Raw genomic sequence first — 23,360 nt, forward strand, 5'->3', positions numbered from 1 at the left:
GCACTGTACTTGGTAGGGAATGGGCTTCGGAAACCCGACTGCCCACTATATCGCGCGCCGGATGCACGGATCCTGCGTGACCACCCGAGGGCGCCGGGCCGCTTCGTGGCCGCTTCCTGGCCGTTTCGCAGCATCCGTTCACACGTCATTCACTCGCTCCGAATAGCGTCGCCGGGTGACCAACTGGACCAAGAAGGCCCTGAAGGCGCGGCTGCGAGCCGACATCGCCTTCGACACCGCCGTGCGGCCCGTGACGGCTGTCGTCGCCACCCGGAGACTCGAGTACTTCAACATCGTGACGGGCGTCGACGCCGGCACCATCACGCCCGAGGCCGGGGCGACGCTGTTCGACGAGCTCAGCGACACGCTCGCGGCCTGAGGGGTCTCGCTCGACGCCGCTCGTGCCCGGCCTGGTGCCCGCGTTGCCGCCGTTTCGGGAGGAGCTGCGTGCAACGAAGCCTCTCTGAAGGGGTCGTTGCCGTCTGCTCCTCCCGAAACGGCGGCGCGCGGCTACTTGGCCTGGTCGTAGCTGTCGACGATCGCGACCGTGACCGGGAACTGCACGGGGGCGTCGCCGAAGATGAGGCGGCCGGCCTCCCGGGCGGCGTCGCGGAGCTCCTCGGCCACGGCCTCGGCGAGGTGCGCGGGGGTGTGCACCATCACCTCGTCGTGCAGGAAGAAGGCGAGGTGTGGGCGCTGCTCGAGGCGGAGGTCTGTGGCGGGAGCGGTGGGGGTGGTGGGGGCGGTGGGGGCGGCGCCACCGCGCGCGGTCGGCGCGAGGGTTGACGCATCCAGGAGCCAGAGGCGGCGACGGATGGCGCTGATCCAACACAGCGCCCACTCGGCCGCCGTGCCCTGCACCACGAAGTTGCGGGTGAAGCGACCCCAACTGCGGGCCGCCGACCGGGCGCGGGAGCGGGCGGCTTCGGTGGCGTTGTCGGCCCCGGCCTCGTCTTGCACGTCTTGCCAGGCGTCGCTCGGTCGCGGTGACGTGCGGCCGAGGCGGGTGGTGACAACGGCACCGGCCTCGCCGACCCGGGCGGCGTCTTCGACGAACTTGATGGCCGCCGGATAGGCCCGGGCGAGGCGTGGGAGCATGCGACCGCTCTCGCCCGTGGTTCCGCCGTACATCGCGCCGAGCATCCCGACCTTCGCGTGGGCTCGGGTGTCGACGGCGCCGGAGGCCACGATGCCGTCGTAGAGGTCGCGATCGCGGCCGGCGGCGGCCATGGCGCGGTCGCCGGCAAGTGCGGCGAGGATGCGCGGTTCGAGCTGGGCGGCGTCGGCCACCACGAGCTTCCAGCCCGGGTCGGCCACCACAGCACTGCGCACCTGCTTCGGCAGCTGCAGCGCTCCCCCGCCCTCGGAAGCCCACCGGCCGGTGACGACTCCGCCGGGGATGTAGTTCGGATGGAATCGACCTTCGCGCACCCAGGTGTCGACCCAGTTCCAGCCGTTCGCCGTGAGGAGCCGCGCGAGCTTCTTGTATTCGAGCAGCGGGGGGATGGCGGGGTGGTCGACGTTCTTGAGTTCCCACGAGCGGGTGCTCGATACGTTGAGGCCCGCGCGGCGGAGCGACTTCACGAGCTCGGCGGGCGAGTCGGGGTTGACCGTCGGGTCGTCGAGGAGGGTGCGGATGCTCGCGAGCAGCTCCTCGAGCCGGGCCGGACGGATGCCGGGGGCCGGTGGGCGAGGGCCGAGCAACCGGGTGAGCAGGTCGTCGTGCAGTGCGGCGCTCCACGGCAGGCCCGCGTGCTGCATCTCCGCAGCCACGAGGCTGCCCGCCGATTCGGCCGCGACGAGCAGGGCGATGCGACTCGGGTCGGTCGCGGTGCGGATCGCATCGCGCTGTCGGCGGAACTCGGCGATCTCGAGGGTGTCGGGCTCCGGGTCTTCGGTGCTGTGGTCGCGTCCGGCGAGCTCCGGGGTTTCGTCGGTCACGGCGTCGAGTTCGGGGCCGTCGGTGTCGCCGGTGCCGCCGGTGCCGTTCACCCGCGGGATTCGGTCGGAATGACGGGGGTCGGTAGCGCCAAAACCCGCGGATGAGGAAGGGGCGAGCTCGTCGAGGTCGTCGAGGTCGTCGAAGAGTGTGGAGTGCGGCGCGGGGGTGTGGATCGATGCCGCCGAGGCAGGCGCCGGCACTCCGACCTGCGCGACCGAGGTGAATACCCCCGGGAGCGACATCGCGAGCTCGGAGTCCTGCGTGAGCGTGGAGTGACGCAGGATCGCGTGGGACAACCGCAGGTCGACACAGCGCTCGACGCGCACACCGGCCGCGAGCAACGACGGGTACCAGCGCGAGGTGTCGTCCCATACCCACCGCGGATGCGCCTGCTCGAGTACCGCGACCGTGCGCGCGAGGTCGCTGCCCTCGACGGTGACGGCCGCGGCGGCTCCGAACAGCCCCGAGCCGTCGGGCCCGGTGAACGGTAAGCCGTCGTCACCGGTTCGGAGGAGGCGCACACGGCCGGCACCCGCCGGGGCGACGATGACGAAGGGGGTCATCCGCGGCATCCGGATGCCGGAGCATCAGCACGAGGCTCGACGGCCACCGTGCGGTTCGCGCGGACGGCGCCGGCGCCGGCGCCTGGGCGGGCCGTCGCGTGGAGATTGACGAGCGGCAGGCGGCCGGCGCGGGTGTCGGCTTCGGCGCCGGCGCGGGCCATCGCGTGGAAGTTCACGAGCGGCCGGCGGCCGCCGCGGGTGCCGGCTTCGGCGCCTGGGCGGGCCGTCGCGTGGAGATTCACGAGCGACCGGTGGCCGGAGCAGGTGCCGGCTCCGGCGCGGGCGTGGGCCGTCGCGTGGAGGTTCACGAGCGGCATCCGATGGCCCCACGATCGCGCTCGGCGATCGAGGTGCGCGTCCGGACGCAGAGCGCGCAGAACAGGGCCCGGCGCACGTCAGCTCTCGACGAGCCGGCGCCCTTCGAAGGCGCGGCCGAGGGTGACCTCGTCGGCGTATTCGAGGTCGCCGCCCACCGGCAGCCCCGACGCGAGGCGAGTGACCCGAATCTCGAGCGTGGTGAGCAGGCGGGACAGGTAGGTTGCCGTGGCCTCACCCTCGAGGTTGGGGTCGGTGGCGATGATCACCTCGGTGACCGTGCCGTCGGCGAGGCGCAGCATGAGTTCGCGGATGCGGAGGTTGTCGGGTCCGATGCCGTCGATCGGGCTGATCGCGCCACCGAGCACGTGATAGAGGCCGCGGAACTCGCGGGTGCGCTCGATGGCCACGACGTCTTTGGCCTCCTCGACGACGCAGATGAGGTTCTGCGCACGGCGCGGGTCGCGGCAGATCGAGCAGGTCTCCTGCTCGGAGACGTTGCCGCAGACGGTGCAGAAGTGCACCTTCTCGCGCACGTCGGTGAGGATCTCGGCCAGCCGCGACACGTCGAACGACTCGGTCTGCACGATGTGGAACGCGATGCGCTGCGCCGACTTCGGGCCGATGCCGGGGAGGCGGCCGAGTTCGTCGATGAGTTCTTGGACGATTCCTTCATACATGCGGGTGGCCGTCAGCCTTCTCTGCCCGGGAGGGGCTGTTCTTCGATGAAGTTGGCGCCGAGGATCTCGCGCACCACGGCCTCGCCGTAGCGGGCGCGACCACCCGGTGTGGAGGTGGATGCGGGCGGGCGCGGGGGTGAAGTGGGAGCGCGGGAGGGTGATGCCGGAGCCGCGGATGCGGCGTCGGCAGCCTCGTCGGGCGCGGCCTCGAAGCGGAGGGCGCCGGGTCGTGCCGCAGGGTCGGGAGCGCCGGACGGTCGCGCCGCCCGCTCGGACGGGCGGGTGCCCGCGGGGCGGCCCGCCGGGTCGCCGCCCGACGGAGTGCGGGCGTCGGCGGAAGCGGATGCGCCGCTGCCGGAGGAGCCGGATGCGGATGCGCCGCTGCCGGAGGAGCCGGAAGCGTCCGTGTCAGCGACGGCGGAAGGCCCGGTGCCCGTGCCGCCCGCGGTCGCCGGGGAGTTCACGCTCGCGGGCGCCGGTGCGGCAGCCGAGCCGGTGGGTGTGGCACCGCTCGTGGCCGCCGGCGCACCGGCGCCGTACTCGGCGCTCTCGGGCGGGAGATCGGGCTCGTCGCTCGGAAGCGGTTCGTCGAAGGGTGGGGGCTCCTCGTCGGAGGAGGTGGGGATGGCCACGACGTCCCACGAGGTCGTCGGCGCCGAAGCAGCTCCGCGAGCGCCTTGCGGCCGCCCCGAGCTCGCCCCCTTGGCGGAAGCGGATGATCCCGCGCTGGGCCTGGCCTGAGCCGTGGAGGGCACGGAAGGCGCCGAAGCGGGTGGCGCGACGGACGCACCGGGGTTGGAGACACCGGGGGTCGACCAGGTGGGAGCCGGGGAGGATTCCGCCGACGGGGCCGAAGGCGCCCAGCCGTCGGTGCCCGCACCGCCAGGAGCGGTGGCGGATGCCGGGGCGGCGGAAGCAGGCGCAGCCGGGCCGGTGGCCGACGGAGACGACGCATCCGGGGCACCGGCCGGCGGAGACGACGCATCCGGGGCGGCGGCCGACGGTGTGGCCGCATCCGGTGCCGCCACCTCAGGGCGCAGCGACGAATCGACGCGGGCGATGTACTTCACCCGCAGGCCCAGCACGTCGACGATGGCTTGCCGCAGGTATTCGCTCACGCCCTGCCCGGGTGCCGAACGCTCCTTGAAGCTCGCCACATCGTTCTCGCTCGGGAACGCCAGAGTCAGCACATCGCCGTCAAGAGCACGCACCTGTGCGGTGAACACCACGAGCCAGGCCGTCATCTTGGCCTTCTGCACGGCTTCGAGGATTTCGGGCCACGAATCCTTCAGCTGTTGCAACGTCACCTCACCGGCCGCGGCCTGCACCGGCGTGCTCGCTGCGGGGGACGACGCTGAAGTCCCGGGCGACGACGACGATGCGGCGGGCGCGGGCGACGAACCGCCCGACCCGGCAGACGTGGCGGCGCCGGGCCTCGCAGAGGAAGTGGAGGCCGACGCGGCAGCCGATCCGGAAGAGCCCGACACGGACGAGCCTGATCCGGATGAGCCCGATGCGGACGGGCCCGACGCAGACGGTGCCGAAGTAGCCGCCACAGGCGGCGCGGACGAGCCCGAGGCGGGCTGAGCGGAGCCTGCCTCGGGGGCCGAACCGGACGACGAAGAACCCGCCGAACCGCTCGACGACGAAACGGGCTGCGCCGACGCCGCGGCCGGAACCGCAGAACCCCCCGACCCGCCGCTCGAGGCCGGGCTGCGCGTCTCGGCGACCGCCGGAGCCCGGCTCGCGACCGCGCCGCCCACCGCAGCATCCGGCCCGTCGACACCGATACGCCGCTCGAGCCGCTCGACGCGCACGAGCGCCCCGCGCTCGGTGTCGTCGGATGCCGGCACCAGCGTGCGCGCGATCATCAACTCGAGGTGAAGCCGCGGCGAGGTCGCGCCCGTCATCTCGGTGAGGGCATCGTTCACGATGTCGGCGACGCGCGACAGCTCGGCGTGACCGAACATCGCGGCCTGGCGACGCATCCCCTCGATCTCTTCGGCCGGAACCCCGCGGAGCACCGACGACGCCGACTCCCGCGTGGCCGACACGATGATGATGTCGCGCAGACGCTCGAGCAGGTCTTCGACGAAACGGCGCGGGTCTTGCCCCGTCTGGATGACGCGATCGACGGCCTCGAACGAGGCCGCGCCGTCGTGGGCTCCGATCGCGTCGATGACCTCGGACAGCAGTGCACCATGGGTGTAGCCGAGCAGAGCGACGGCCCGCTCGTATTCCACGCGGTTGTTCTCTGAGCCCGCGATCAACTGGTCGAGCAGCGACAGCGTGTCGCGCGCCGACCCCCCGCCCGCCCGCACCACGAGGGGCAGCACACCCGGCGCCACCTCCACGCCCTCGGTCTCGCAGAGCTGCTGCACGTATTCGAGCAGCTGCGCCGGCGGGATGAGGCGGAACGGGTAGTGATGCGTGCGCGACCGGATCGTGCCGATCACTTTGTCGGGCTCGGTCGTGGCGAAGATGAACTTGATGTGCTCCGGCGGCTCTTCGACGATCTTGAGCAGCGCGTTGAAGCCGCCCGAGGTCACCATGTGCGCCTCGTCGATGATGAAGATCTTGTAGCGGTCGCGCGCCGGGGCGAAGACGGCCCGCTCGCGCAGGTCGCGCGCGTCATCCACACCACCGTGGCTCGCCGCGTCGATCTCGACCACATCGAGCGACCCCATGCCGTCGCGACTCAGCTCGACGCAGCTCGGGCAGACGCCGCACGGCTTGTCGGTCGGCCCCTCCGCACAGTTCAGGCAGCGGGCCAGGATGCGGGCGGATGTCGTCTTGCCACAGCCGCGCGGACCACTGAACAGATAGGCGTGATTGACCCGGTTCGTGCGCAGCGCCGTCATCAACGGATCGGTCACCTGCGACTGACCGATCATCTCGGCGAAGTTCTCTGGCCGGTAACGGCGATACAGGGCGGTGACCACCCAGTAAGACTACCCGCGGCCACCGACACTGCGGCCGATGCGGCCTCTCACAGGGTGCGCGCGTAGCAGACGGAGATCTCCGACCCCTCGTACACCCCGAAGTTCGGCACGCGAACGTACCCTTCCCGCTCGTAGAAGCGGATGGCGTCGGGCTGCGCGGTGCCCGTCTCCAGCAGCAGGCGCTCGACCCCGAGGGCCCGCGCTTCGTCCTCGATCGCGCGGAGGATGGCCGTCGAAACCCCGGTTCCGCGCGCCGACGGCACCACGTACATCCGCTTGATCTCGGCCCCGCCACCGGCGAGCGGTCGCAGTCCGCCGCATCCGATCGCCACACCCGCCTCGTTGCGCGCCACGAGGAAGACGGGCACCGAATCAGCCGTGGGCGGGTCTCCGGGCTCGTGGTCGTCGCGGCCGTAGCGAGCATCGAGTTCGTCGCGCTGCTCCTGGCGGAGGGCTACCGAATCGGGGCCGTCGAAGGGCTCGCGGGAGATCGAGAAAGCGCGGGTCACGGTGATCCTCCTGTCGTAACAAGCATTACCGTAACGCTTGTTATGCTGACCATGCAAACGCCCGCACTCCCACGACACCCGAAGGCAGGAGAAGGATGAGCCGCCCCCGCAATCTTGCCGACCAGCAGCAGCGCCTGTCTGAGGCCACCTGGTCGGTGCTCACCGAACGCGGGCTCCCAGGCCTCACCATCCGCGCCGTCGCCGATCGCGCCGGCTGCACGACCGGGCTCGTGATGCACGCCTTCCCCACCAAGGAGGCGTTACTGCTGCACGCCCGCGACCTGCTGCACAGCCGCACCGGCGAGCAGCTCGACCGGGCCGAGGCCGAGGCCACCTCCAGCTCCCCCGCTGACGCGCTCCGGGCCGTGATGCTCGATGCGATGTCGCTCGACGAGCGAAGCGTCGACGAAGCACGCGTCTGGATCAGCTTCCTCGCCGCCGCCCTCGCCGACCCCACCCTCGCCGACCGTCATGTCACCGGAAACCGCCGCCTGATCGCCCGCGTCACCCGCCTCGTGCAGGCCTGCCGCCCGACGTGGGGCGCCGACCGAGCCACGCTCGAAGCCCTCGCGCTCATCTCGCTGGCCGATGGCGCGAACACGCTGAGCACCCTCGATCCTGAGACGTACTCCCCTGCCCTGCAGAAGCGCATGATGACGGATGCGATCGACCGGATGCTCGCCGGCGACATCTCCCCGCAACCCCCGCCCTCCGACGCCTCCGCAGCAGCACGCCCACCCCGCGGCGAGCACGGCGAGGTACGCATCCGCCCGTTCCACGCCTCCGATACCGACGCCGTCGTGGCGCTCTGGCAGGCCTCCGAGCTGACCCGCCCGTGGAACGACCCACGCAAAGACATCGCCCGGAAGCTCACCACCCAGCCCGAGCTGTTCTTGGTGGCCGAGACAGACTCCGGGCTCCGAGGCGCCGTCATGGCGGGCTACGACGGCCACCGCGGGTGGGTCAACTACCTCGCCGTCGATCCATCCGCGCGGGGCCACGGACTCGGGCGCGCCCTCATGGCCGAGGTCGAACAGCGGCTCGAGGCGTTGGGCTGCCCGAAGGTGAACCTGCAGATCCGCGAGGGCAACGAGCCCGTGATGGAGTTCTACCGCGCGCTCGGGTACGCCCGCGACGGTGCGGTGAGCTTCGGCAAGCGCCTCATCGCCGATTCCTGAGGCGTTGCTAGTTTTTATGCAAATGAGTGAGACCGACGCCCTATTTGGGGTCGGTCTCACTCATTTGCATAAAAACTATCGAGACACTGCCGCGAACGACTGCCGCGCGATCTCCAGCTCCTCGTTCGTGGGCACCACGAGCACGGCGACGGGCGATGAAGCGGGCGAGATGAAGCGCGGCGAGCGCGACTCGATCTCGTTGAGCGCCGGATCGACCGAGATCCCCATCTCGGAGAGCCCCGCGAGCGCCCCCGCCCGAACGAGCGGCACGTTCTCGCCCACTCCGGCTGTGAACACGACGGCGTCGAGATGGCCCAACTGCGCGTAGTACGAGCCGATGTAGCCCCTGATGCGGTGCAGATACACCTCGAGCGCCAGCGCCGACGACGCGTCGCCCGCGGCTGCGGCCTTCTGCACGTCGCGCATGTCGCCGTGACCGGAGAGCCCGAGCAGCCCGCTCTTGCGGTTCAGCAGCTCGTCGAGCTCCGCGAACCCCATGCCCGTCTTGCGGTTGAGATGGAACAGCACCGCAGGGTCGATGTCGCCCGAGCGCGTGCCCATCACGAGGCCTTCGAGCGGCGTCATACCCATCGAGGTCTCGATCGAACGCCCGCCGTCGATGGCCGCCACGGATGCGCCGTTGCCGAGGTGCAGCACGATCATCTTCAGCGATTCCAGCGGCCGCCCCAGGAACGCTGCGGTGGCCTCCGACACGAACTTGTGCGAGGTGCCGTGGAAGCCATAGCGACGGATGCGCTGCTTGTCCGCCAGCGACGCGTCGATCGCATAGGTGTAGGCGGCCGGCGGCAGCGTCTGGTGGAAGGCGGTGTCGAACACGGCCACCTGCGGAACCGAGGGGAATGCCTTCTGCGCCGCCTCGATTCCTTGCAGGTTCGCGGGGTTGTGCAGGGGGGCCAGCTCCACGAGGTCTTCGATGTTGATCTTCACCAGGTCGGTGATGACCGTGGCCTCGTGGAACCGCTTCCCGCCGTGCACCACGCGGTGCCCGACGGCGGCGAGCGGATGCGAGTCGAGGTTCGGTCCGTGCTCCTCGAACGCCGAGAGCATCACCTCGAATCCAGCCGTGTGGTCGGGGATCGGCACCTCGCGCTCCCACAGCCCCACCTGGGTCGTGTGGCGGCTGTGGCCCGACTCTTCGCCGATCCGTTCGACCAGCCCCGAGGCCAGCACCTTCTCCGACTCCACCTCGATCAGCTGGTACTTGAACGAGGAAGAGCCGCTGTTGACGACGAGGATCGTGCTCACGAGGCCACCTCCTCCGACGGAGACGGAGATGGAGATGGAGACGGAGACGGAGACGGTGTCGCCGCCTGGATCGCCGTGATGGCGATGGTGTTCACGATGTCTTGCACGAGAGCCCCCCGGGAAAGGTCGTTGATCGGCTTGTTGAGCCCCTGCAGCACAGGCCCGATGGCCACAGCTCCGGCGCTCCGCTGAACAGCCTTGTAGGTGTTGTTGCCGGTGTTCAAGTCCGGGAAGATGAACACTGTCGCTCGGCCCGCCACCTGGGAGCCCGGCATCTTCGCGGCGGCCACCACGACATCGGCCGCCGCGTCGTATTGGATCGGCCCCTCCACCAGCAGGTCGGGCCGGTGCTCGTGCACCAGCGCCGTGGCCGTCCGCACCTTCTCGACGTCGGCACCCGTTCCCGACGACCCGGTGGAGTACGACAGCATCGCCACGCGCGGCTCGATGCCGAACTGCATCGCGGTCTCCGACGACGACACCGCGATGTCGGCCAACTGCTCGCTCGTCGGATCGGGCACCACCGCGCAGTCGCCGTACACGAGCACGCGGTCGGCGAGCGCCATCAGGAACACGCTGGAGACGACGGATACGCCGGGTCGGGTCTTGATGATCTCGAACGCCGGCCGGATGGTGTGCGCCGTCGTGTGCGCCGCTCCCGAGACCATGCCATCGGCCAGGCCCAGCTGCACCATCATGGTGCCGAAATAGGAGACGTCGGTCACGGTGTCGAACGCCATGTCGTAGGTGATGCCCTTGTGCGAGCGGAGCCGCTGGTACTCCTCGGCGAAGCGCTGTCGCAGCTTCTCGTCGAAGGGGCTGACGACGGCTGCGGCGTCGAGGTCGAGGCCGAGTTCGGTGGCCCGCCCCCGCACCTCCGCTTCCTCGCCGAGGATCGTGAGCCGCGCCACTCCGCGCTTCAGAACCGTGCTCGCGGCGCGCAGGATGCGGTCGTCGCCTCCCTCGGGCAGCACGATGTGGCGGTCGGCGCGGCGGGCGCGATCGAGCAGACCGTACTCGAACATCAACGGGGTCACGACGTCGGATTTGCTCACGTCGAGCAGCTCCAGCAGCTGTTTGCCGTCGACGTACTGCTCGAACAGGCCGAGCGCGTTGTCGTACTTCACCTGCGAGTCGGCGGCGAGGCGCCCCCGGGTCGAGGTGATGCGCACAGCCGTCTCGTAGGTGCCCAGCTCGGTGGTGATGATCGGGATGGTGGGATCGAGCCCCGACACGAGCCGCTCCACCGGCTCGGGCAGCTCGAAGCCACCGTTCAACACGATTCCGGCGAGCGAGGGGAAGGTTCCCGAGGCGTTGGCCATCAGCACCGCGAGCAGCACTTCCGCCCGGTCGGCCGGGATCACGACCACGGCCCCTTCGGTGAGCCGGGGCAGCACGTTGCGCATCGACATCGCGGCCACCACCACGCCGAGCGCCTCGCGGGCGAGCAGGCGTCGGTCGCCCATGATCATGGTGCCGTCGATGGACTCCAGGATGCCGGCCATGCTCGGGGCCACAAGCAGCCGGTCTTCCGGGATGGCCCAGACCGGAACGCGGCGTGGCTGCGTCGGGACGGCGGCGTCGCTCGGCGGCGGCGCCGACTGTGCCGACGAGACGAGCTCGTCGACGGCTTCGCGCGCGGCCCTGCCGATCGCGTCGCGGATCTTCTCGAGGTGTGCAGGATCGGAGCGATTCGAGACGATGCCGACGAGCGTGGCGTGCGCAGTGCGCAGCTCCAGCAGGGCGATCTCGGCGATCTGGCGCATCTCGTCGGCCGAGCGCGGGTCGGAGTTGCCGAGCAACTCATCCGTTCCCTGCCCCTTGCGGCCGCCGAGCACGAGCAGCACGGGGGCGCCGAGGTTCGCGGCGATGCGGGCGTTGAACGAGAGCTCGGTGGGGCTGCCGACGTCGGTGTAGTCCGAACCCAGGATCACGACCGCGTCGCACTCGCGTTCGACCGCCTTGTAGCGTTCGACGATGCGCGAGAGGGCGGCATCCGGATCGGCGTGCACGTCGTCGTAGGTGACACCGATGGCCTGTTCATAGTCGAGCTGGCCGCTGTCGTGCGCCAACAGCATCTCGAGCACGTAGTCGCGTTCGCTCACCGAGCGGGCCACCGGCCGGAACACACCCACGCGCCGGATCGAGCGGCGCAGGATCTCGAGCACGCCGAGCGCGATCGTGGATTTACCGGAGTGTCCCTCGGCGGAGGTGATGTAGATGCTCGTCACGCCGTCGGGCTGAATGGGGGTCTGTTCGAATGTCGGCACGGAATCCTCTTCGGTCGTCCGTGTTCAATCCTATGACGAGGCCTCGTCGACCGCCCGGATGCGCTCGGGCCGCGCAGACGCCGCCGTGGCGAATCAGCCGCAGTACTCTTTCGGCACCCGGTCGGAAGTCGAGACGAGGATCTCCCGGATGACGTCTCCGCCGTACGGCTCGAAATGAATCCAGGACGAACCGCCGGCGATTCGGTAGACCGGCTGGGCGTCTGCACCCCAACCCGGATATGACTCGATGTCGGGATACGTCGCCAATAGGTCGTCGACCGTGGAGCCGACCGCGATTCCCTCGCTGGTCGCAGGGTAGGCGCCCGCCGGGTCGGCCGAGGGGCCGATGCTCTGAGAGATCGCCAACTGGAGCGGCGCGGTCGCGTCGTTCGCCACCGCGACGACAGTGCCGCCGAAGAAGCCGTCGACACCGGGTCGGCAGACGTCGGGCGCACCGGGGAGGGCGGTCTCGATGTCGGTGAGAGACGTACCGAGTTGCAGCGGGCCGATGCCGTCGAAGTCGATGAGCCAGGTGCCCGGGTCGTCGGCCGAGAAGGCAGGGGACGGCTGGATGCCCGGCGTCGCACTGGGGGTAGGCGTCGGAGGGGACGTGGGGCTCGCGCTGCTCGGCGAGGGCGTCGCTGTCGTGGGAGCGGGGCTCGGCGTCGGGGCCGGGGCCGGGGCGACGCATCCGGTCACCAGCAACGCGACCAGTGCCGACCCGAACAGGGCAGCCGCAGCACTCCGAACCCTCATCGAATCCCCGCCTGAACGCACACCTTAACGAAAAAGGACCCCCCGCGCACCCGCCAGAGCCCGGTTACCCTTGCTACGTTTCCGTCCTGGGGGAATTGGCCTGGATGGCGCCACACGGGGAGCCGGAAACCAGTGTAGCAAGCCGCGGGGGTTGAGTCCGCACCCCGACCGGCGTTAGCTGGTGACATGAAGATCGCGATCGCAGGCGGACACGGGCAGATCGCCCTGCTCACCACGAAACTCCTGACCGCCTCCGGACATGAGGTCTGGGGGATCGTGCGCAACCCGGCGCACGCGGCCGACATCGAGGCCGCGGGAGGGCACGCGCTCGTGCTCGACCTCGAGCAGTCGGACTCCGAGCGTCTCGCCGGCGAACTGGCATCGAAGTCGATCGACAGCGTCGTGTTCGCCGCCGGCGCCGGGCCAGGTTCCAGTGCCGAACGCAAGTTCACCGTCGACCGCGACGGCGCCGTGCTGCTCGCCGATGCCGCCTGGCGGGCGGGAGTGCGCCGCTATGTGCTCGTATCGGCAATGGGCGCGGACTCCTTCGACCCGAAGAGCGACGACGTCTTCCAGGTGTACCTGCGTGCGAAGAGCGAAGCGGATGCTGCGGTGCGCGCGAGCGAGCTCGACTGGACGATCGTGCGCCCCGGCGGGCTCACCGACGACCCGGCCACCGGCACGGTGACGCTCGCCGAGTCGACGGGGCGCGGCACGATCCCGCGGGCCGACGTGGCCTGGATCGTGACCCAGTTGCTCGTCTCGGGCGATGCCGTGCACCGCCAGTTCGAGGCGATCTCGGGCTCGACACCGATCGCAGAAGCCCTGCGCGCGCTCTGACCCCGCCGAATCGCGATTCGGCCTGCGGTGCGGGTAGGATGCTTCATGGTCATCTTCCCGGACGGGGAGAATGCTCCAGGAGAATTCGCCTAGTGGCCTATGGCGCACGCTTGGAAAGCGTGTTGGGTGCAAGCCCTCGGGGGTTCGAATCCCCCATTCTCCGCCACTTCCGACCTGAAACACCTCCGCAGCCGAACCTGGCAATAGTTGCGAATCGTTAGGTGATCGTCGACCCGTGGCGTACGGTTGCTCGTCAGTCACACTTCCGTGATCAGGGGCCCTCGATGGCGAGGGATTTTGGGGCGCTTCATGCGAAGCAAATTGGGTACTACGAGTCTGCAAAAAAACGACCAGAAGCGACGGCATTCACGTGCAATCGCGGGAGGTGGTGCGATCGTCTTGGGGGCGGTTGTGCTTCTCGCCTCAGCTCAGTCGGCGAGCGCTATCGGCACCACCGTGAATCTCGGCACCGCCGCGACGTATTCGGTGCTCGGCGGGCAGTCGGTCACCAATACCGGTCCCAGCATCCTCGGCGCCGGAGTCGGTGTCAGCCCCGGCTCGGCGATCACCGGGTTCCCGCCCGGGATCACACTCGGCGCGCGCCATGCAGCCGACGCCGAAGCCCTGCAGGCGCAGAGCGACCTCGGTACCGCATACGACGCGGCTGCGGCCCAGGCGGTTGATGTCAGCGTGGAGGGCGACCTCGGCAACCGTACCCTCCTTCCCGGGGTCTACAACGCCGCCAGTTCGATCGGACTCACCGGTGCGGTGACGCTCAACGGGCAGGGCGACCCGGATGCGGTCTTCATCTTCCAGATCGGTTCGGGCCTGACCACGGCCACCTCGAGCAGTGTGGTGCCGATCAACGGCGCCCGCGCGTGCAACGTGTTCTGGCAGATCGGCGAATCGGCCGTGATCGGATCGAGCACCTCCTTCGTGGGCACGATCATGGCGCTCACCACCATCACCCTCGGTTCCGGCGCGACCGTCGACGGCCGGGCGCTCGCCCGCAACGGGTCGGTCACCCTGAACAACAACGTCTTCACCGACGGCTTATGCGACGCGAGCACGCCGACCAGTCCGCCGCCGACGACGACTCCGCCGACCACGACACCGCCGACGACCACACCACCGACCACCACGCCGCCCACGACGACACCACCCACAACGGGTGGCCCCGGCGGACCGGGCACTGAAGGCCCCGGAGGACCGGGCACGGAAGGCCCCGGCGGACCCGGAATAGAAGGCCCAGGCGGCCCCGGCGGCCCCGGCACGAACGGCGGCCCCGGCGGTCCCGGCACGGGCGGGGGCGGCTCCGGTTCAGGCACCTACGGCAGTGGGGTCGACTTCTACGGCAGCGGCACCGGCACCGGCACCGACTCGCTCGCTGAAACCGGCCTCGACATCACGCCCCTCGCGATGGCAGCCGGTCTCACCGCGCTCGTCGGATTGGCCCTCCTCGGGAGTGCCGTCATCCGTCGCCCGAAGCGCCAGGTGTGACCTAGCGCTCGCCGGCCTCGATCGCGGTCACCGCGACGGGGTCGGCTCCGTCGAGGAACTCGGTGAGCCGCACGACTTCGGCGCTCTCCCCGATACCCTCGGCGGCGCGCCGCAGCATGTAGAGCGAGAGCAGAACGCCGCGGTTGGGCTCGTGGGCCCACGGCACCGGACCCTGTCCGCGCCAGCCCGCCTTGCGGAGCGCATCCAACCCGCGGTGGTAGCCGACGCGCGCGTAGGCGTAGGAGGCGACGACTTCACCCTTACGCCAGGTGCGGTCGGCCAGCGTGGCCCAGGCGAGCGAGGAGGTCGGGTAGTCGGTGACGGTCGCCTCCAGAACGCCGTCGACCTCGTAGCCGTTGGCACGCGCCAGCGACTCCCGAACCCCCGGCTCGTCGGGGAGGAGGGTTTCGGGCACGCCCAGGAGATTGTTGCTCATGCTCTGATCGTAGCCGCGGCAGAAAACAAGAACCGCCCCCGTCGCTAGGACGGAGGCGGTTCTAAGAGATTGAACTGGAAATGCAGCGCCCCGCAGGACGCTATCCGGGTAGTCCGATCAGCCCTGACGGGCCTTGAAACGGGGGTTCAAGTGATTGATCACGAACGTCCGGCCCCGGCGGCGGACGATCTGCGAACCCTGCATCTTCTTCATCGAGCCCAATGAATTCCGTACCTTCATATTGACTCCCTTCGTCGTTCAGTAGAACCAGTAGACACCCGAAATCCTTCCCGCGGAAGGCGCGGATGCTGTGAGGTCACCGGGACGCGTTGTCGTCTCCCGTGTCGTCCGCTTCGCCGTGAGCGTCACGCTCGTCGGCGAACGGCAGCCCGGCGCTGCCGATCACATCGGGCGCATCCTCGCCGTGCTCCCGCGTGTAGGCCCGGTGGGCGTAACGCTCGTCGTCCATGCGCTGGGACAGCCCGGCATAGGAGACCCGCAGCCGCGGCACGCGGTTCACGATGTCCATCACGATCCGGAACCGGTCGAGGTCGTTCAACATCAGCATGTCGAACGGCGTCGTGGTGGTGCCCATCTCCTTGAAGCCGCGCACGTGGATGTTCGAGTGGTTCGTGCGCCGATAGGTGAGCCGGTGGATGAGCGACGGATACCCGTGGAACGCGAAGATCACCGGCTTGTCGCGGGTGAACAGCGCGTCGAAGTCGTCGCTCGAGAGACCGTGCGGATGCTCGGTGGAGTCTTGCAGGCGCATCAGGTCGACGACGTTGATGAACCGCACCGCGAGATCGGGGATCTCCCGCTTCACGATCTGCACCGCCGCCATCGCCTCGACCGTCGGGATGTCGCCGGCGCAGGCCACCACGACATCCGGCTCCTGCCCTGGCGCCTCGGTTCCGGCCCAGTCCCAGACGCTCAGACCCCGAGCGCCGTGCGCCCGCGCCTCGTCGAGGGAGAGCAGCGTCGCCGTCGGCTGCTTGCCGGCCACGATCACGTTGACGTAGTCGCGGGAGGCGAGGCAGTGATCGGCCGTCACCAGCAAGGTGTTCGCGTCCGGCGGCAGGTAGACCCGCACCACGCTCGCCTTCTTGTTCACGACGTGGTCGAGAAATCCGGGGTCCTGATGGGAGAAGCCGTTGTGGTCCTGCCGCCAGACGTGCGAGGACAGCAGGTAGGTGAACGACGAGACCGGGCGCCGCCACTCCACATGCGCGCTCGACTCGAGCCATTTGGCGTATTGGTTGAACATCGAGTCGATGATGTGGATGAACGCCTCGTAGGAGGTGAAGAGCCCGTGCCTCCCCGTGAGCAGGTAGCCCTCGAGCAGCCCCTGCGCGAGGTTCTCGCTCAGCATCTCGATCACCCGCCCCTCGTGCGCGAGGTGCTCATCGGTCGGCAGCACGGAGCCCTGCCACGCCTTGTTCGTGACGTCGTAGACGTCGTCGAGACGATTGGATGCGACCTCGTCGGGCCCGAAGATGCGGAAGTTGTCGGGGTTGGCGGAGATCAGGTCGCGGAGCCAGCGCCCGAGCACGCGGGTCGGTTCGACCACCGCGCCGCGCCCGCCCGAGACGTCGACGGCGTGCGGTGCGAGCGGTGGAAGCGAGAGTGAGCGCAGCAGAAGTCCGCCGTTGGCGTTCGGATTCGCGCTCATCCGCAGATCGCCGACCGGTTGATCGGCGTCGAGGAACGCGACCGGGCGCCCGTCTTCGTCGAAGAGCTCCTCGGGCCGATAGCCCCGAAGCCACTCTTCGAGCTGCGCCAGGTGCTCGGGGTTGTTGCGCACGGTCGACAGCGGCACCTGGTGGGCACGCCAGGTGTTCTCGACCGGGAGTCCGTCGACGACCTTGGGTCCGGTCCAGCCCTTCGGTGTGCGCAGCACGAGCATCGGCCAGGCCGGCCGATCCGTGACTCCGTCGATCCGCGCCGCCTTCTGGATGGCCTCGATGTCGTCGAAGGCCTCGGCGAGCGCGGCCGCGAACCGCTCGTGCACCAGCATCGGGTCTTCACCGTCGAAGCCGCCGCTGACGATCCGCGGCGAGTAGCCGTAGCCCGTGAACAGGGCCGTCAACTCCGATTCCGGGATGCGGGCGAGGATGGTGGGGTTCGCGATCTTGTAACCGTTGAGGTTCAGGATCGGCAGCACCGCGCCGTCGCTCACCGGGTTGAGGAACTTGTTGAGGTGCCAGCTGGTCGCGAGCGTCGCGGTCTCGGCCTCGCCGTCTCCCACGACGCAGGCGGTGATGAGCGACGGGTTGTCGAGCACGGCTCCGTAGGCGTGCACCAGCGAGTAGCCGAGCTCGCCGCCCTCGTTGATCGACCCCGGCGTCTCCGGTGCCGCGTGCGACGGGATGCCGCCCGGGAAGGAGAACTGCCGGAACAGCTTCTCCATACCCGCCCCATCGCGCGACACGTGGTGGAACAGCTCGGAGTAGGTGCCGTCGAGCCAGGTGTTGGCCACGACGCCCGGGCCGCCGTGGCCGGGCCCGGCGATGTAGACGACGTTCGAGGAGCGCTCGACGATCAGCTTGTTCAGGTGCGCCCAGACGAGATTGAGCGCCGGGGTGGTGCCCCAGTGACCGAGCAGTCGGGGTTTGATGTCGGATGCCGTGAGTGGCTCGCGGAGGAGCGCGTTGTCGAGCAGATAGATCTGCCCGACCGAGAGGTAGTTGGCCGCGCGCCACCAGGCGTCGACGACGGGTAAGGGAACCGAACCGTGAGTGGTCATGGGCTCAGCCTAGGAAACAGACCGCCGCCGTGCACAGACCCCCACCATGAACAAGCACGATACGGGGGTTCGAGCCCATTGGCCATGCGGTAAACCGCGTGGTTTCCCGCACCGAAATCGTGCGGGAAACGTCCTGGGCACGGCTCCCGCGGCGCTGTTAGCTTCCCCAACAAGGAAGTGACTCGACTTCCTGTTCTGCCGCTTCCCCGATGACCCGGATCGGGGGCCGGCAGCTCTTATCTAGGGGGTTCCTCATGCACGAGAATGCCGTACCAACGTCCAAACGCTCCAAATGGCAGCGCATATTGATTGCGGCTCTCGCCGTCGTGATCGGATCGGCAGGCGCCGTCGTCGGTGTCGCCGCACCCGCCCAAGCAGCCGGCAACGTCGTCGTCTCGCTGACCTTCGACGACGGTGACGCCGACCAGCTGGCAGCCGCTCAGGCGATGAACGCGAAGGGCCTCACCGGCACCTTCTACATCATCTCGGGCTCGGTCGGTCAGCCCAACTACCTCACCCAGTCGAACCTCGCGACGCTGTTCGCCGCGGGCAACGAGATCGGCGGACACACCGTCAACCACCAGGATCTCGCCGCCCTCGGCGCCGATGCCGTGAAGCGCCAGGTCTGCAACGACCGGGTGAACCTCACCGGCTGGGGCTACCCGGTGACGAGCTTCGCCTATCCGTTCGCCTCGGTGAACGCGCAGGCCGAGTCGATCGTGGCCGAGTGCGGCTACAACAGCGCTCGTGGCCTCGGCGATCTGAAGACCGCCCCCGGCACCGACTGCCAGGACTGCGACAACGCCGAGACCATTCCCCCGACCGACGCGTTCTACACGCGGGCCGCGGATCAGGTCGACGCCACCTGGACGCTCGAGCAGCTGCAGAAGCGGGTCACCGACGCGGAGCCCGCGGGCGGCTGGGTGCAGCTCACCTTCCATCACATCGCCGACACCACGGGCGCACCTGACCCGAACAACCCGACGATCTCGCCCGCCCTCTTCGACCAGTTCACCACCTGGCTCGCCGGGTGGCAGGACGGCACCACCAAGTCCGTCAAGAACGTGAACCAGGTCGTCGGCGGAGCAGTCAAGCCCCTGGTCGACGGCCCGCCGCTCGCACCGGCGCCCGGCCCGGGAGAGAACGGCACACAGAACCCGAGCCTGGAGACTCCCGGCACCGCGGTCAACATGCCCGCCTGCTGGTGGGGCTCGAGCTTCGGCAGCAACACTCCGGCGTTCACCACCGTCACCCCCGGTCGCACCGGCGCAACGGCATCGAAGGTCACCGTGTCCAACTACGTCAACGGTGACGCGAAGATCCTCGCCCTGTTCGATGAATCCGGATGCGCACCGACGGTGACACCCGGAGCCACGTACTCGCTGAGAGCGTTCTACATGTCGACGGCGAACACCCAGTTCGCGGTCTACACCCGCAACACGCTGGGCGCCTGGACCTACTGGACCTCGAGCCCGATGTTCGCCCCGGCGACCATCTACACGCAGGCGAACTTCACCACACCGCCCATTCCGGCCGACATCACGGGCATCAGTTTCGGGCTGAACCTCACCGCCAACGGCGAGCTCATCACCGACGACTACGCGATGTACGACTCGAACGGCGCCCCGAAGTACGCACTCAGCCCGGTTCCGCCCACCGTGGCCGGCACCGCCCAGGTCGGCAAGGTGCTCACCGCGACGGTCGCCCCGTGGGCTCCCAACCCGGTGGCACTCGCCTACCAGTGGAACGCTGATGGTGTCGCGATCGCCGGAGCCACCGGCCTGACCTTCACGCCGACAGCCGCCCAGGTGGGCAAGGCGATCACGATCACCGTCACCGGCACCAAGGCCGATTACGACACCCTGACGGCGACCTCCGCCCCCACCGGGGCAGTGATCGCGGCTGACGCCACGACCGTGCGGCTCGGTGGTGCCGACCGCTACGCGGTCTCGGCAGCGGTCTCGGCCAGCACCTTCGCACCGAACGTGCCCGTCGCCTACGTCGCCTCCGGCGAGGTCTTCCCGGACGCCCTGTCCGGATCGGCCGCCGCCGGCAAGCTCGGAGGCCCGGTGCTGCTCGTGTCGAAGACCACGATCCCCGGCTCGATCGGAGCCGAGCTCGCTCGACTCAACCCGGCCAAGATCGTGGTTCTCGGCGGCGTGAACACGGTGTCGGATGCGGTGCTCAACTCGCTGAACGGCACAGCACCCACCACGAGAATCGGTGGCGCTGACCGGTTCGCGGTCTCCGCGGGCGTCTCGAAGGCCGTGTTCGCACCGAACGTGCCGGTCGTGTACGTCGCATCCGGAGCCGTCTTCCCCGACGCGCTCTCCGGATCGGCTGCCGCCGGCAAGCTCGGAGGCCCGGTGCTGCTGGTCTCGAAGGACAGCATCCCGTCGGTCGTCACCACCGAGCTGAACCGGCTGAAGCCGGCGAAGATCGTGGTTCTGGGAGGCACGGCGACGATCGCCGAGAGCGTGAAGAACACGCTGAACGGAATCGCTCCCACCACCCGCGTCGCCGGCGCCGACCGGTTCGCGGTCTCCGCCGCCGTCTCGGCCTCGACCTTCACGCCCGGCGTGCCGGTCGTGTACGTCGCATCCGGAGCCGTCTTCCCCGACGCGCTCTCCGGATCGGCTGCCGCGATCGTCAAGGGCGGACCGGTGCTCCTGGTGACCTCCACCACGATCCCGGCCTCGGTCAAGACGGAGCTGAGCCGACTGAACCCGGCGAAGATCGTCGTGCTGGGAGGTTCGAACACCGTGTCGGATGCCGTCTTCAACTCGCTGAAGGCCTACATCGGCTGACGCACCATCACAGCGGCGACGGCCGGATGCCCACCCAGGCATCCGGCCGTCGTCGCGTGTGCGCAGCCGGGCCCGAACGGGTCGCACGTCGGTGTACACCCGCTGAGCGCCCGCTGGGAGTGGGGCCTCCCGTGTCCCCCGGATGGCCTCTGTTCCCGGCCGACGGCGCCCCGTAACATCGCAGGTGTCCAGGCCAGAGAGCCTCACCACTTCAGAGAATTCGAGAACGGATGAGTCTGCGCAACAGCTCCGTCGCCGCCGTAGTGCGACCGCGCGACCAGATCTCCCGCCAGACCCGCCTCGTGGCGGCCACCCTCACCCTCCCGATCCTCGCCGCCATGCTCTGGTTCTCCATCCCGCGCGGAACCTGGCCTCGGGTCATCATCGCCTTTCTCTTCATCGCCGCGATCTACCTGACGGCGGCGTGGCTGCTCCGGGGTGTGAGCATCCGCATCGGGCGCGACGGATTGGTGGAGCGCGGATTCTTCCGGCACGACAACCGCATCCCGGCCAAGCGCATCGCGGCCGCGCACATCATCGACGTGTACCGCGGCGTGTCCACCGAGACGCACCGCCAGCTGTTCCTGCTGGATTCGTCGGGCGAGCTGCTGCTACGCATGCGTGGGGAGTTCTGGTCGAACGACGACATCGAGGCGATCGCGGGAGCCTTCGACGTGCCGGTGCGGCGGTTCGCCGATCCGATCACCGCATCGCGACTGCGCGCCCAGTCGCCCGACCTCGTCTACTGGTTCGAACGCTGGCCCTGGGTCGGTGGGCTCTGTATGGTCGGGGCGATCTCGCTGCTGGCGCTCGTCCTGATCGCGCTCATGTCGCCGTCGTCGCTCGTCTTGGGCTGATCCGTCACTGCCCGCAACGCACGGGTGAAGAAGCCCGGGCGGGACTCGGCGAAGCCGAGACGGGGGTAGAAGGCGAGCGCACCGGTGTTGCGCGGGTCGACCCCGAGGTGCACACCCGCCACGCCGAGCTGCCGGAGCCGGTCGAGCAGGGTCTCGACGAGCATCCGGCCGCCGCCCTGGCCTTGCGCCGACGGCAGAAGGTCGACATGCAGGTGCGCGGGGAACGCAGCGAGCTCGGGCACGAGCATCCGGGCTGCGTGTTCGGCTCGAGCGGCGCTGCGGAGCGAGCTCTCCCGAGCTACGAAACGGGCCGCGAAGCTGCGGGTGTCGGATGCGCCGAGCACGTAGCCGAGCACCTCGCCCCCGTCTTCCCCACCCTGTGCCTCCCGCTCGGCCACGAAGGCGAGCCCGGGCTCGAGGTCGAGGTAGGGCGCCGCATAGCGTTCGGTGAGCTCGCGCGGGTCGGGGAACGCGGCCGTGGCGTCGGCCCCGGCGTCGCCCGTCTTCAGGCAGATCTGGAGCACCGCCTGCCGGTCGCTCGGGAGCTGCGGGTCGTAGGGCCTGACGCGGAGCCGACCCGGCGCATCCGTTCGCTCAGGCACGCGTGATCAGCTGCGTGGGGCGCGACTTCCACTCCTCCACCAACTCCGTGCGCACCGTCACCCCCGAACCAGGGCCGGTCGGCACGGCGAGACGCCCGTCGACGAGCACGAACGACTCGGTGAGGTCTTCGGCGAAGTAGCGGTTCGAGGCGCTCGTGTCGCCCGGCAGGGTGAAGCCGGGCAGAGCGGCGAGCGCTACATTGGCCGCCCGCCCGATGCCGGTCTCGAGCATGCCCCCGCACCAGACCGGCACATCACGTTCGAGGCAGGCGTCGTGGATGCGGATGGCTTCGAGGTAGCCGCCCACGCGCCCGGCCTTGATGTTGACGATGGCGGTCGCGTCCCGCTCGATCGCGTCGATCGCCACCCCCACACTCGTGATCGACTCGTCGAGGCAGACCGGGGTGTCGATCGCGCGGGCGAGGCGCACGTGGGCGGCGATGTCCTCCTCCACGAAGGGCTGCTCGATCAGCAGCAGACCGAAAGCGTCGAGTTCCCGCAGGTGGTCGATGTCGGCGATCGTGTAGGCGGTGTTGGCGTCCACCTGCAGCAGAGCGTCACGGCCGAGCAGGGCGCGAACGGCGGCGACCGGTTCGAGGTCCCAGCCCGGTTTGATCTTGAGTTTGATGCGGCGATAACCCTCGGCGACGTAGCCGTCGACCTCGGCGAGCAGGGAGTCGAGGTCGGGCGCGATGCCCACCGAGACCCCGCAGTCGACCTCGGGGCGCACAGCACCGAAGTACTCCCCGAAGCTGGTTCCGGATGCCCGCAGTTGCGCGTCGAGAACGGCCGTCTCCACCGCGGCCTTCGCCATCCGGTGCCCGATCACGAAGTCGAGCACGCTCGCGACATCCGCGGCGCGCACCGTGCCGGCGTCGAGCAGGGCCGGGGCGAGGTAGCTGCGGATCACGTCGGCGCAGCCGTCGACGTACTCGCTGGAGTAGACGGGGTCGGCCATGGCGACGCACTCGCCCCAGCCGTCACCCGCATCCGTGACCACCCGCACCAGCAGCACCTCACGGGCGGTCTGCCGACCGAAGCTGGTCTCGAAGGGGCGCACGAGCGGCATGGCTACCCGATGCAGCTCCACCGCCTCCACCACCACGGGGAGGGCGGAACCGCTCGAGTGCACCGGAACCAGCGTGGTCATG

19 protein-coding genes, 1 tRNA gene and 1 other RNA gene are annotated in these 23,360 nt (G+C 69.4%); 7 read left to right on the plus strand and 14 right to left on the minus strand.

Annotation, left to right across the window (positions count from 1 at the left end):
* The first annotated feature begins 175 nt into the window (after positions 1 to 175).
* Positions 176 to 379 (plus strand): hypothetical protein, encoded by a 204-nt coding sequence (locus tag N1027_RS01495; RefSeq protein ID WP_259504349.1) that lies wholly within the window; start codon positions 176 to 178, stop codon positions 377 to 379.
* A gap of 131 nt (positions 380 to 510) precedes the next feature.
* On the opposite strand, the gene N1027_RS01500 is transcribed toward N1027_RS01495, so the two are convergent.
* The 5 genes from N1027_RS01500 to N1027_RS01520 form a co-directional block, all read right to left on the minus strand.
* Complete coding sequence (locus N1027_RS01500) at positions 511 to 2,505, minus strand: bifunctional 3'-5' exonuclease/DNA polymerase (protein ID WP_259504358.1); 1,995 nt, start codon at positions 2,503 to 2,505, stop codon at positions 511 to 513.
* The gene (locus N1027_RS01505; RefSeq protein ID WP_259504359.1) at positions 2,502 to 2,813 is read right to left on the minus strand and encodes a hypothetical protein; all 312 of its coding nucleotides are present in this window, start codon (positions 2,811 to 2,813) and stop codon (positions 2,502 to 2,504) included. The genes N1027_RS01500 and N1027_RS01505 overlap by 4 nt, the downstream gene beginning before the upstream one ends.
* Before the next feature lie 87 nt (positions 2,814 to 2,900).
* Positions 2,901 to 3,500 carry a recombination mediator RecR gene (gene recR, locus N1027_RS01510; RefSeq protein ID WP_259504369.1) on the minus strand — a complete coding sequence of 200 codons (600 nt, stop codon included), beginning with the start codon at positions 3,498 to 3,500 and terminating at the stop codon, positions 2,901 to 2,903.
* Between the two features lie 11 nt (positions 3,501 to 3,511).
* Positions 3,512 to 6,442, minus strand: coding sequence for a DNA polymerase III subunit gamma and tau (locus N1027_RS01515; RefSeq protein WP_259504371.1), 2,931 nt, complete (start codon positions 6,440 to 6,442; stop codon positions 3,512 to 3,514).
* A gap of 47 nt (positions 6,443 to 6,489) precedes the next feature.
* Complete coding sequence (locus N1027_RS01520) at positions 6,490 to 6,951, minus strand: GNAT family N-acetyltransferase (RefSeq protein WP_259504373.1); 462 nt, start codon at positions 6,949 to 6,951, stop codon at positions 6,490 to 6,492.
* Between the two features lie 95 nt (positions 6,952 to 7,046).
* Here N1027_RS01520 and N1027_RS20065 point away from each other — a divergent pair, with 95 nt between their 5' ends.
* Positions 7,047 to 8,129, plus strand: a complete 1,083-nt coding sequence (locus N1027_RS20065) for a GNAT family acetyltransferase (protein ID WP_308199762.1) — start codon at positions 7,047 to 7,049, stop codon at positions 8,127 to 8,129.
* Between the two features lie 75 nt (positions 8,130 to 8,204).
* Here N1027_RS20065 and N1027_RS01535 read toward each other — a convergent pair whose 3' ends face one another.
* The 4 genes from N1027_RS01535 to ffs all read right to left on the minus strand — a co-directional run bounded on the left by N1027_RS01535 (position 8,205) and on the right by ffs (position 12,548).
* The gene (locus N1027_RS01535) at positions 8,205 to 9,395 is read right to left on the minus strand and encodes an acetate/propionate family kinase (RefSeq protein WP_259504376.1); all 1,191 of its coding nucleotides are present in this window, start codon (positions 9,393 to 9,395) and stop codon (positions 8,205 to 8,207) included.
* Positions 9,392 to 11,665 (minus strand): phosphate acetyltransferase, encoded by a 2,274-nt coding sequence (gene pta / locus N1027_RS01540; RefSeq protein WP_259504378.1) that lies wholly within the window; start codon positions 11,663 to 11,665, stop codon positions 9,392 to 9,394. Before pta ends, N1027_RS01535 begins: the two co-directional genes overlap by 4 nt.
* Before the next feature lie 93 nt (positions 11,666 to 11,758).
* Positions 11,759 to 12,421: a hypothetical protein gene (locus tag N1027_RS01545; RefSeq protein WP_259504380.1), complete on the minus strand. Its 663-nt coding sequence runs from the start codon at positions 12,419 to 12,421 to the stop codon at positions 11,759 to 11,761.
* A gap of 30 nt (positions 12,422 to 12,451) precedes the next feature.
* Positions 12,452 to 12,548, minus strand: an RNA gene (ffs, locus tag N1027_RS01550) — signal recognition particle sRNA small type.
* Positions 12,549 to 12,607: 59 nt separating this feature from the next.
* Between ffs and N1027_RS01555 the strand changes: the two genes are divergently transcribed.
* The 3 genes from N1027_RS01555 (at position 12,608) to N1027_RS01565 (ending at position 14,761) form a co-directional block, all read left to right on the plus strand.
* A complete protein-coding gene (locus N1027_RS01555; RefSeq protein WP_259504381.1) occupies positions 12,608 to 13,261 on the plus strand; it encodes an SDR family oxidoreductase in 654 nt (217 codons plus the stop codon).
* A gap of 78 nt (positions 13,262 to 13,339) precedes the next feature.
* A tRNA-Ser gene (locus N1027_RS01560) sits at positions 13,340 to 13,427 on the plus strand.
* A gap of 245 nt (positions 13,428 to 13,672) precedes the next feature.
* Complete coding sequence (locus N1027_RS01565; RefSeq protein ID WP_259504383.1) at positions 13,673 to 14,761, plus strand: ice-binding family protein; 1,089 nt, start codon at positions 13,673 to 13,675, stop codon at positions 14,759 to 14,761.
* Between the two features lies 1 nt (position 14,762).
* On the opposite strand, the gene N1027_RS01570 is transcribed toward N1027_RS01565, so the two are convergent.
* From N1027_RS01570 to N1027_RS01580, 3 genes are all read right to left on the minus strand, one after another.
* On the minus strand, positions 14,763 to 15,197 hold the full coding sequence (locus tag N1027_RS01570) for a DUF3151 domain-containing protein (RefSeq protein WP_259504384.1): 435 nt from the start codon (positions 15,195 to 15,197) through the stop codon (positions 14,763 to 14,765).
* A gap of 117 nt (positions 15,198 to 15,314) precedes the next feature.
* Positions 15,315 to 15,437: a ribosomal protein bL36 gene (locus N1027_RS01575; protein ID WP_259504386.1), complete on the minus strand. Its 123-nt coding sequence runs from the start codon at positions 15,435 to 15,437 to the stop codon at positions 15,315 to 15,317.
* Between the two features lie 76 nt (positions 15,438 to 15,513).
* The gene (locus N1027_RS01580) at positions 15,514 to 17,943 is read right to left on the minus strand and encodes a phosphoketolase family protein (RefSeq protein ID WP_259504388.1); all 2,430 of its coding nucleotides are present in this window, start codon (positions 17,941 to 17,943) and stop codon (positions 15,514 to 15,516) included.
* A 254-nt stretch (positions 17,944 to 18,197) separates the two neighbouring features.
* Here N1027_RS01580 and N1027_RS01585 point away from each other — a divergent pair, with 254 nt between their 5' ends.
* Together N1027_RS01585 and N1027_RS01590 are read left to right on the plus strand one after the other, a co-directional pair.
* Complete coding sequence (locus tag N1027_RS01585) at positions 18,198 to 20,750, plus strand: cell wall-binding repeat-containing protein (RefSeq protein ID WP_259504390.1); 2,553 nt, start codon at positions 18,198 to 18,200, stop codon at positions 20,748 to 20,750.
* A gap of 230 nt (positions 20,751 to 20,980) precedes the next feature.
* The gene (locus N1027_RS01590; RefSeq protein WP_259504395.1) at positions 20,981 to 21,607 is read left to right on the plus strand and encodes a hypothetical protein; all 627 of its coding nucleotides are present in this window, start codon (positions 20,981 to 20,983) and stop codon (positions 21,605 to 21,607) included.
* On the opposite strand, the gene N1027_RS01595 is transcribed toward N1027_RS01590, so the two are convergent.
* Together N1027_RS01595 and menC are read right to left on the minus strand one after the other, a co-directional pair.
* The gene (locus N1027_RS01595) at positions 21,493 to 22,209 is read right to left on the minus strand and encodes a GNAT family N-acetyltransferase (protein ID WP_259504396.1); all 717 of its coding nucleotides are present in this window, start codon (positions 22,207 to 22,209) and stop codon (positions 21,493 to 21,495) included. The genes N1027_RS01590 and N1027_RS01595 overlap by 115 nt on opposite strands.
* Positions 22,202 to 23,359, minus strand: a complete 1,158-nt coding sequence (gene menC, locus N1027_RS01600) for an o-succinylbenzoate synthase (RefSeq protein ID WP_259504397.1) — start codon at positions 23,357 to 23,359, stop codon at positions 22,202 to 22,204. The genes N1027_RS01595 and menC overlap by 8 nt, the downstream gene beginning before the upstream one ends.
* Position 23,360: the final 1 nt, after the last annotated feature.

This window comes from Herbiconiux aconitum, assembly GCF_024979235.1.
GTDB classification, from domain to species: Bacteria; Actinomycetota; Actinomycetes; order Actinomycetales; family Microbacteriaceae; genus Herbiconiux; species Herbiconiux aconitum.

Excerpts from the sequence above, each read along its gene's own strand:
- N1027_RS01500 (WP_259504358.1), bottom strand. The coding sequence starts at position 2,505 with ATGACCCCCTTCGTCATCGTCGCCCCGGCGGGTGCCGGCCGTGTGCGC.
- recR (WP_259504369.1), bottom strand. The coding sequence starts at position 3,500 with ATGTATGAAGGAATCGTCCAAGAACTCATCGACGAACTCGGCCGCCTC.
- N1027_RS20065 (WP_308199762.1), top strand. The coding sequence starts at position 7,047 with ATGAGCCGCCCCCGCAATCTTGCCGACCAGCAGCAGCGCCTGTCTGAG.
- N1027_RS01545 (WP_259504380.1), bottom strand. The coding sequence starts at position 12,421 with ATGAGGGTTCGGAGTGCTGCGGCTGCCCTGTTCGGGTCGGCACTGGTC.
- N1027_RS01555 (WP_259504381.1), top strand. The coding sequence starts at position 12,608 with ATGAAGATCGCGATCGCAGGCGGACACGGGCAGATCGCCCTGCTCACC.
- N1027_RS01570 (WP_259504384.1), bottom strand. The coding sequence starts at position 15,197 with ATGAGCAACAATCTCCTGGGCGTGCCCGAAACCCTCCTCCCCGACGAG.
- N1027_RS01575 (WP_259504386.1), bottom strand. The coding sequence starts at position 15,437 with ATGAAGGTACGGAATTCATTGGGCTCGATGAAGAAGATGCAGGGTTCG.
- N1027_RS01580 (WP_259504388.1), bottom strand. The coding sequence starts at position 17,943 with ATGACCACTCACGGTTCGGTTCCCTTACCCGTCGTCGACGCCTGGTGG.
- N1027_RS01585 (WP_259504390.1), top strand. The coding sequence starts at position 18,198 with ATGCACGAGAATGCCGTACCAACGTCCAAACGCTCCAAATGGCAGCGC.
- N1027_RS01590 (WP_259504395.1), top strand. The coding sequence starts at position 20,981 with ATGAGTCTGCGCAACAGCTCCGTCGCCGCCGTAGTGCGACCGCGCGAC.
- menC (WP_259504397.1), bottom strand. The coding sequence starts at position 23,359 with ATGACCACGCTGGTTCCGGTGCACTCGAGCGGTTCCGCCCTCCCCGTG.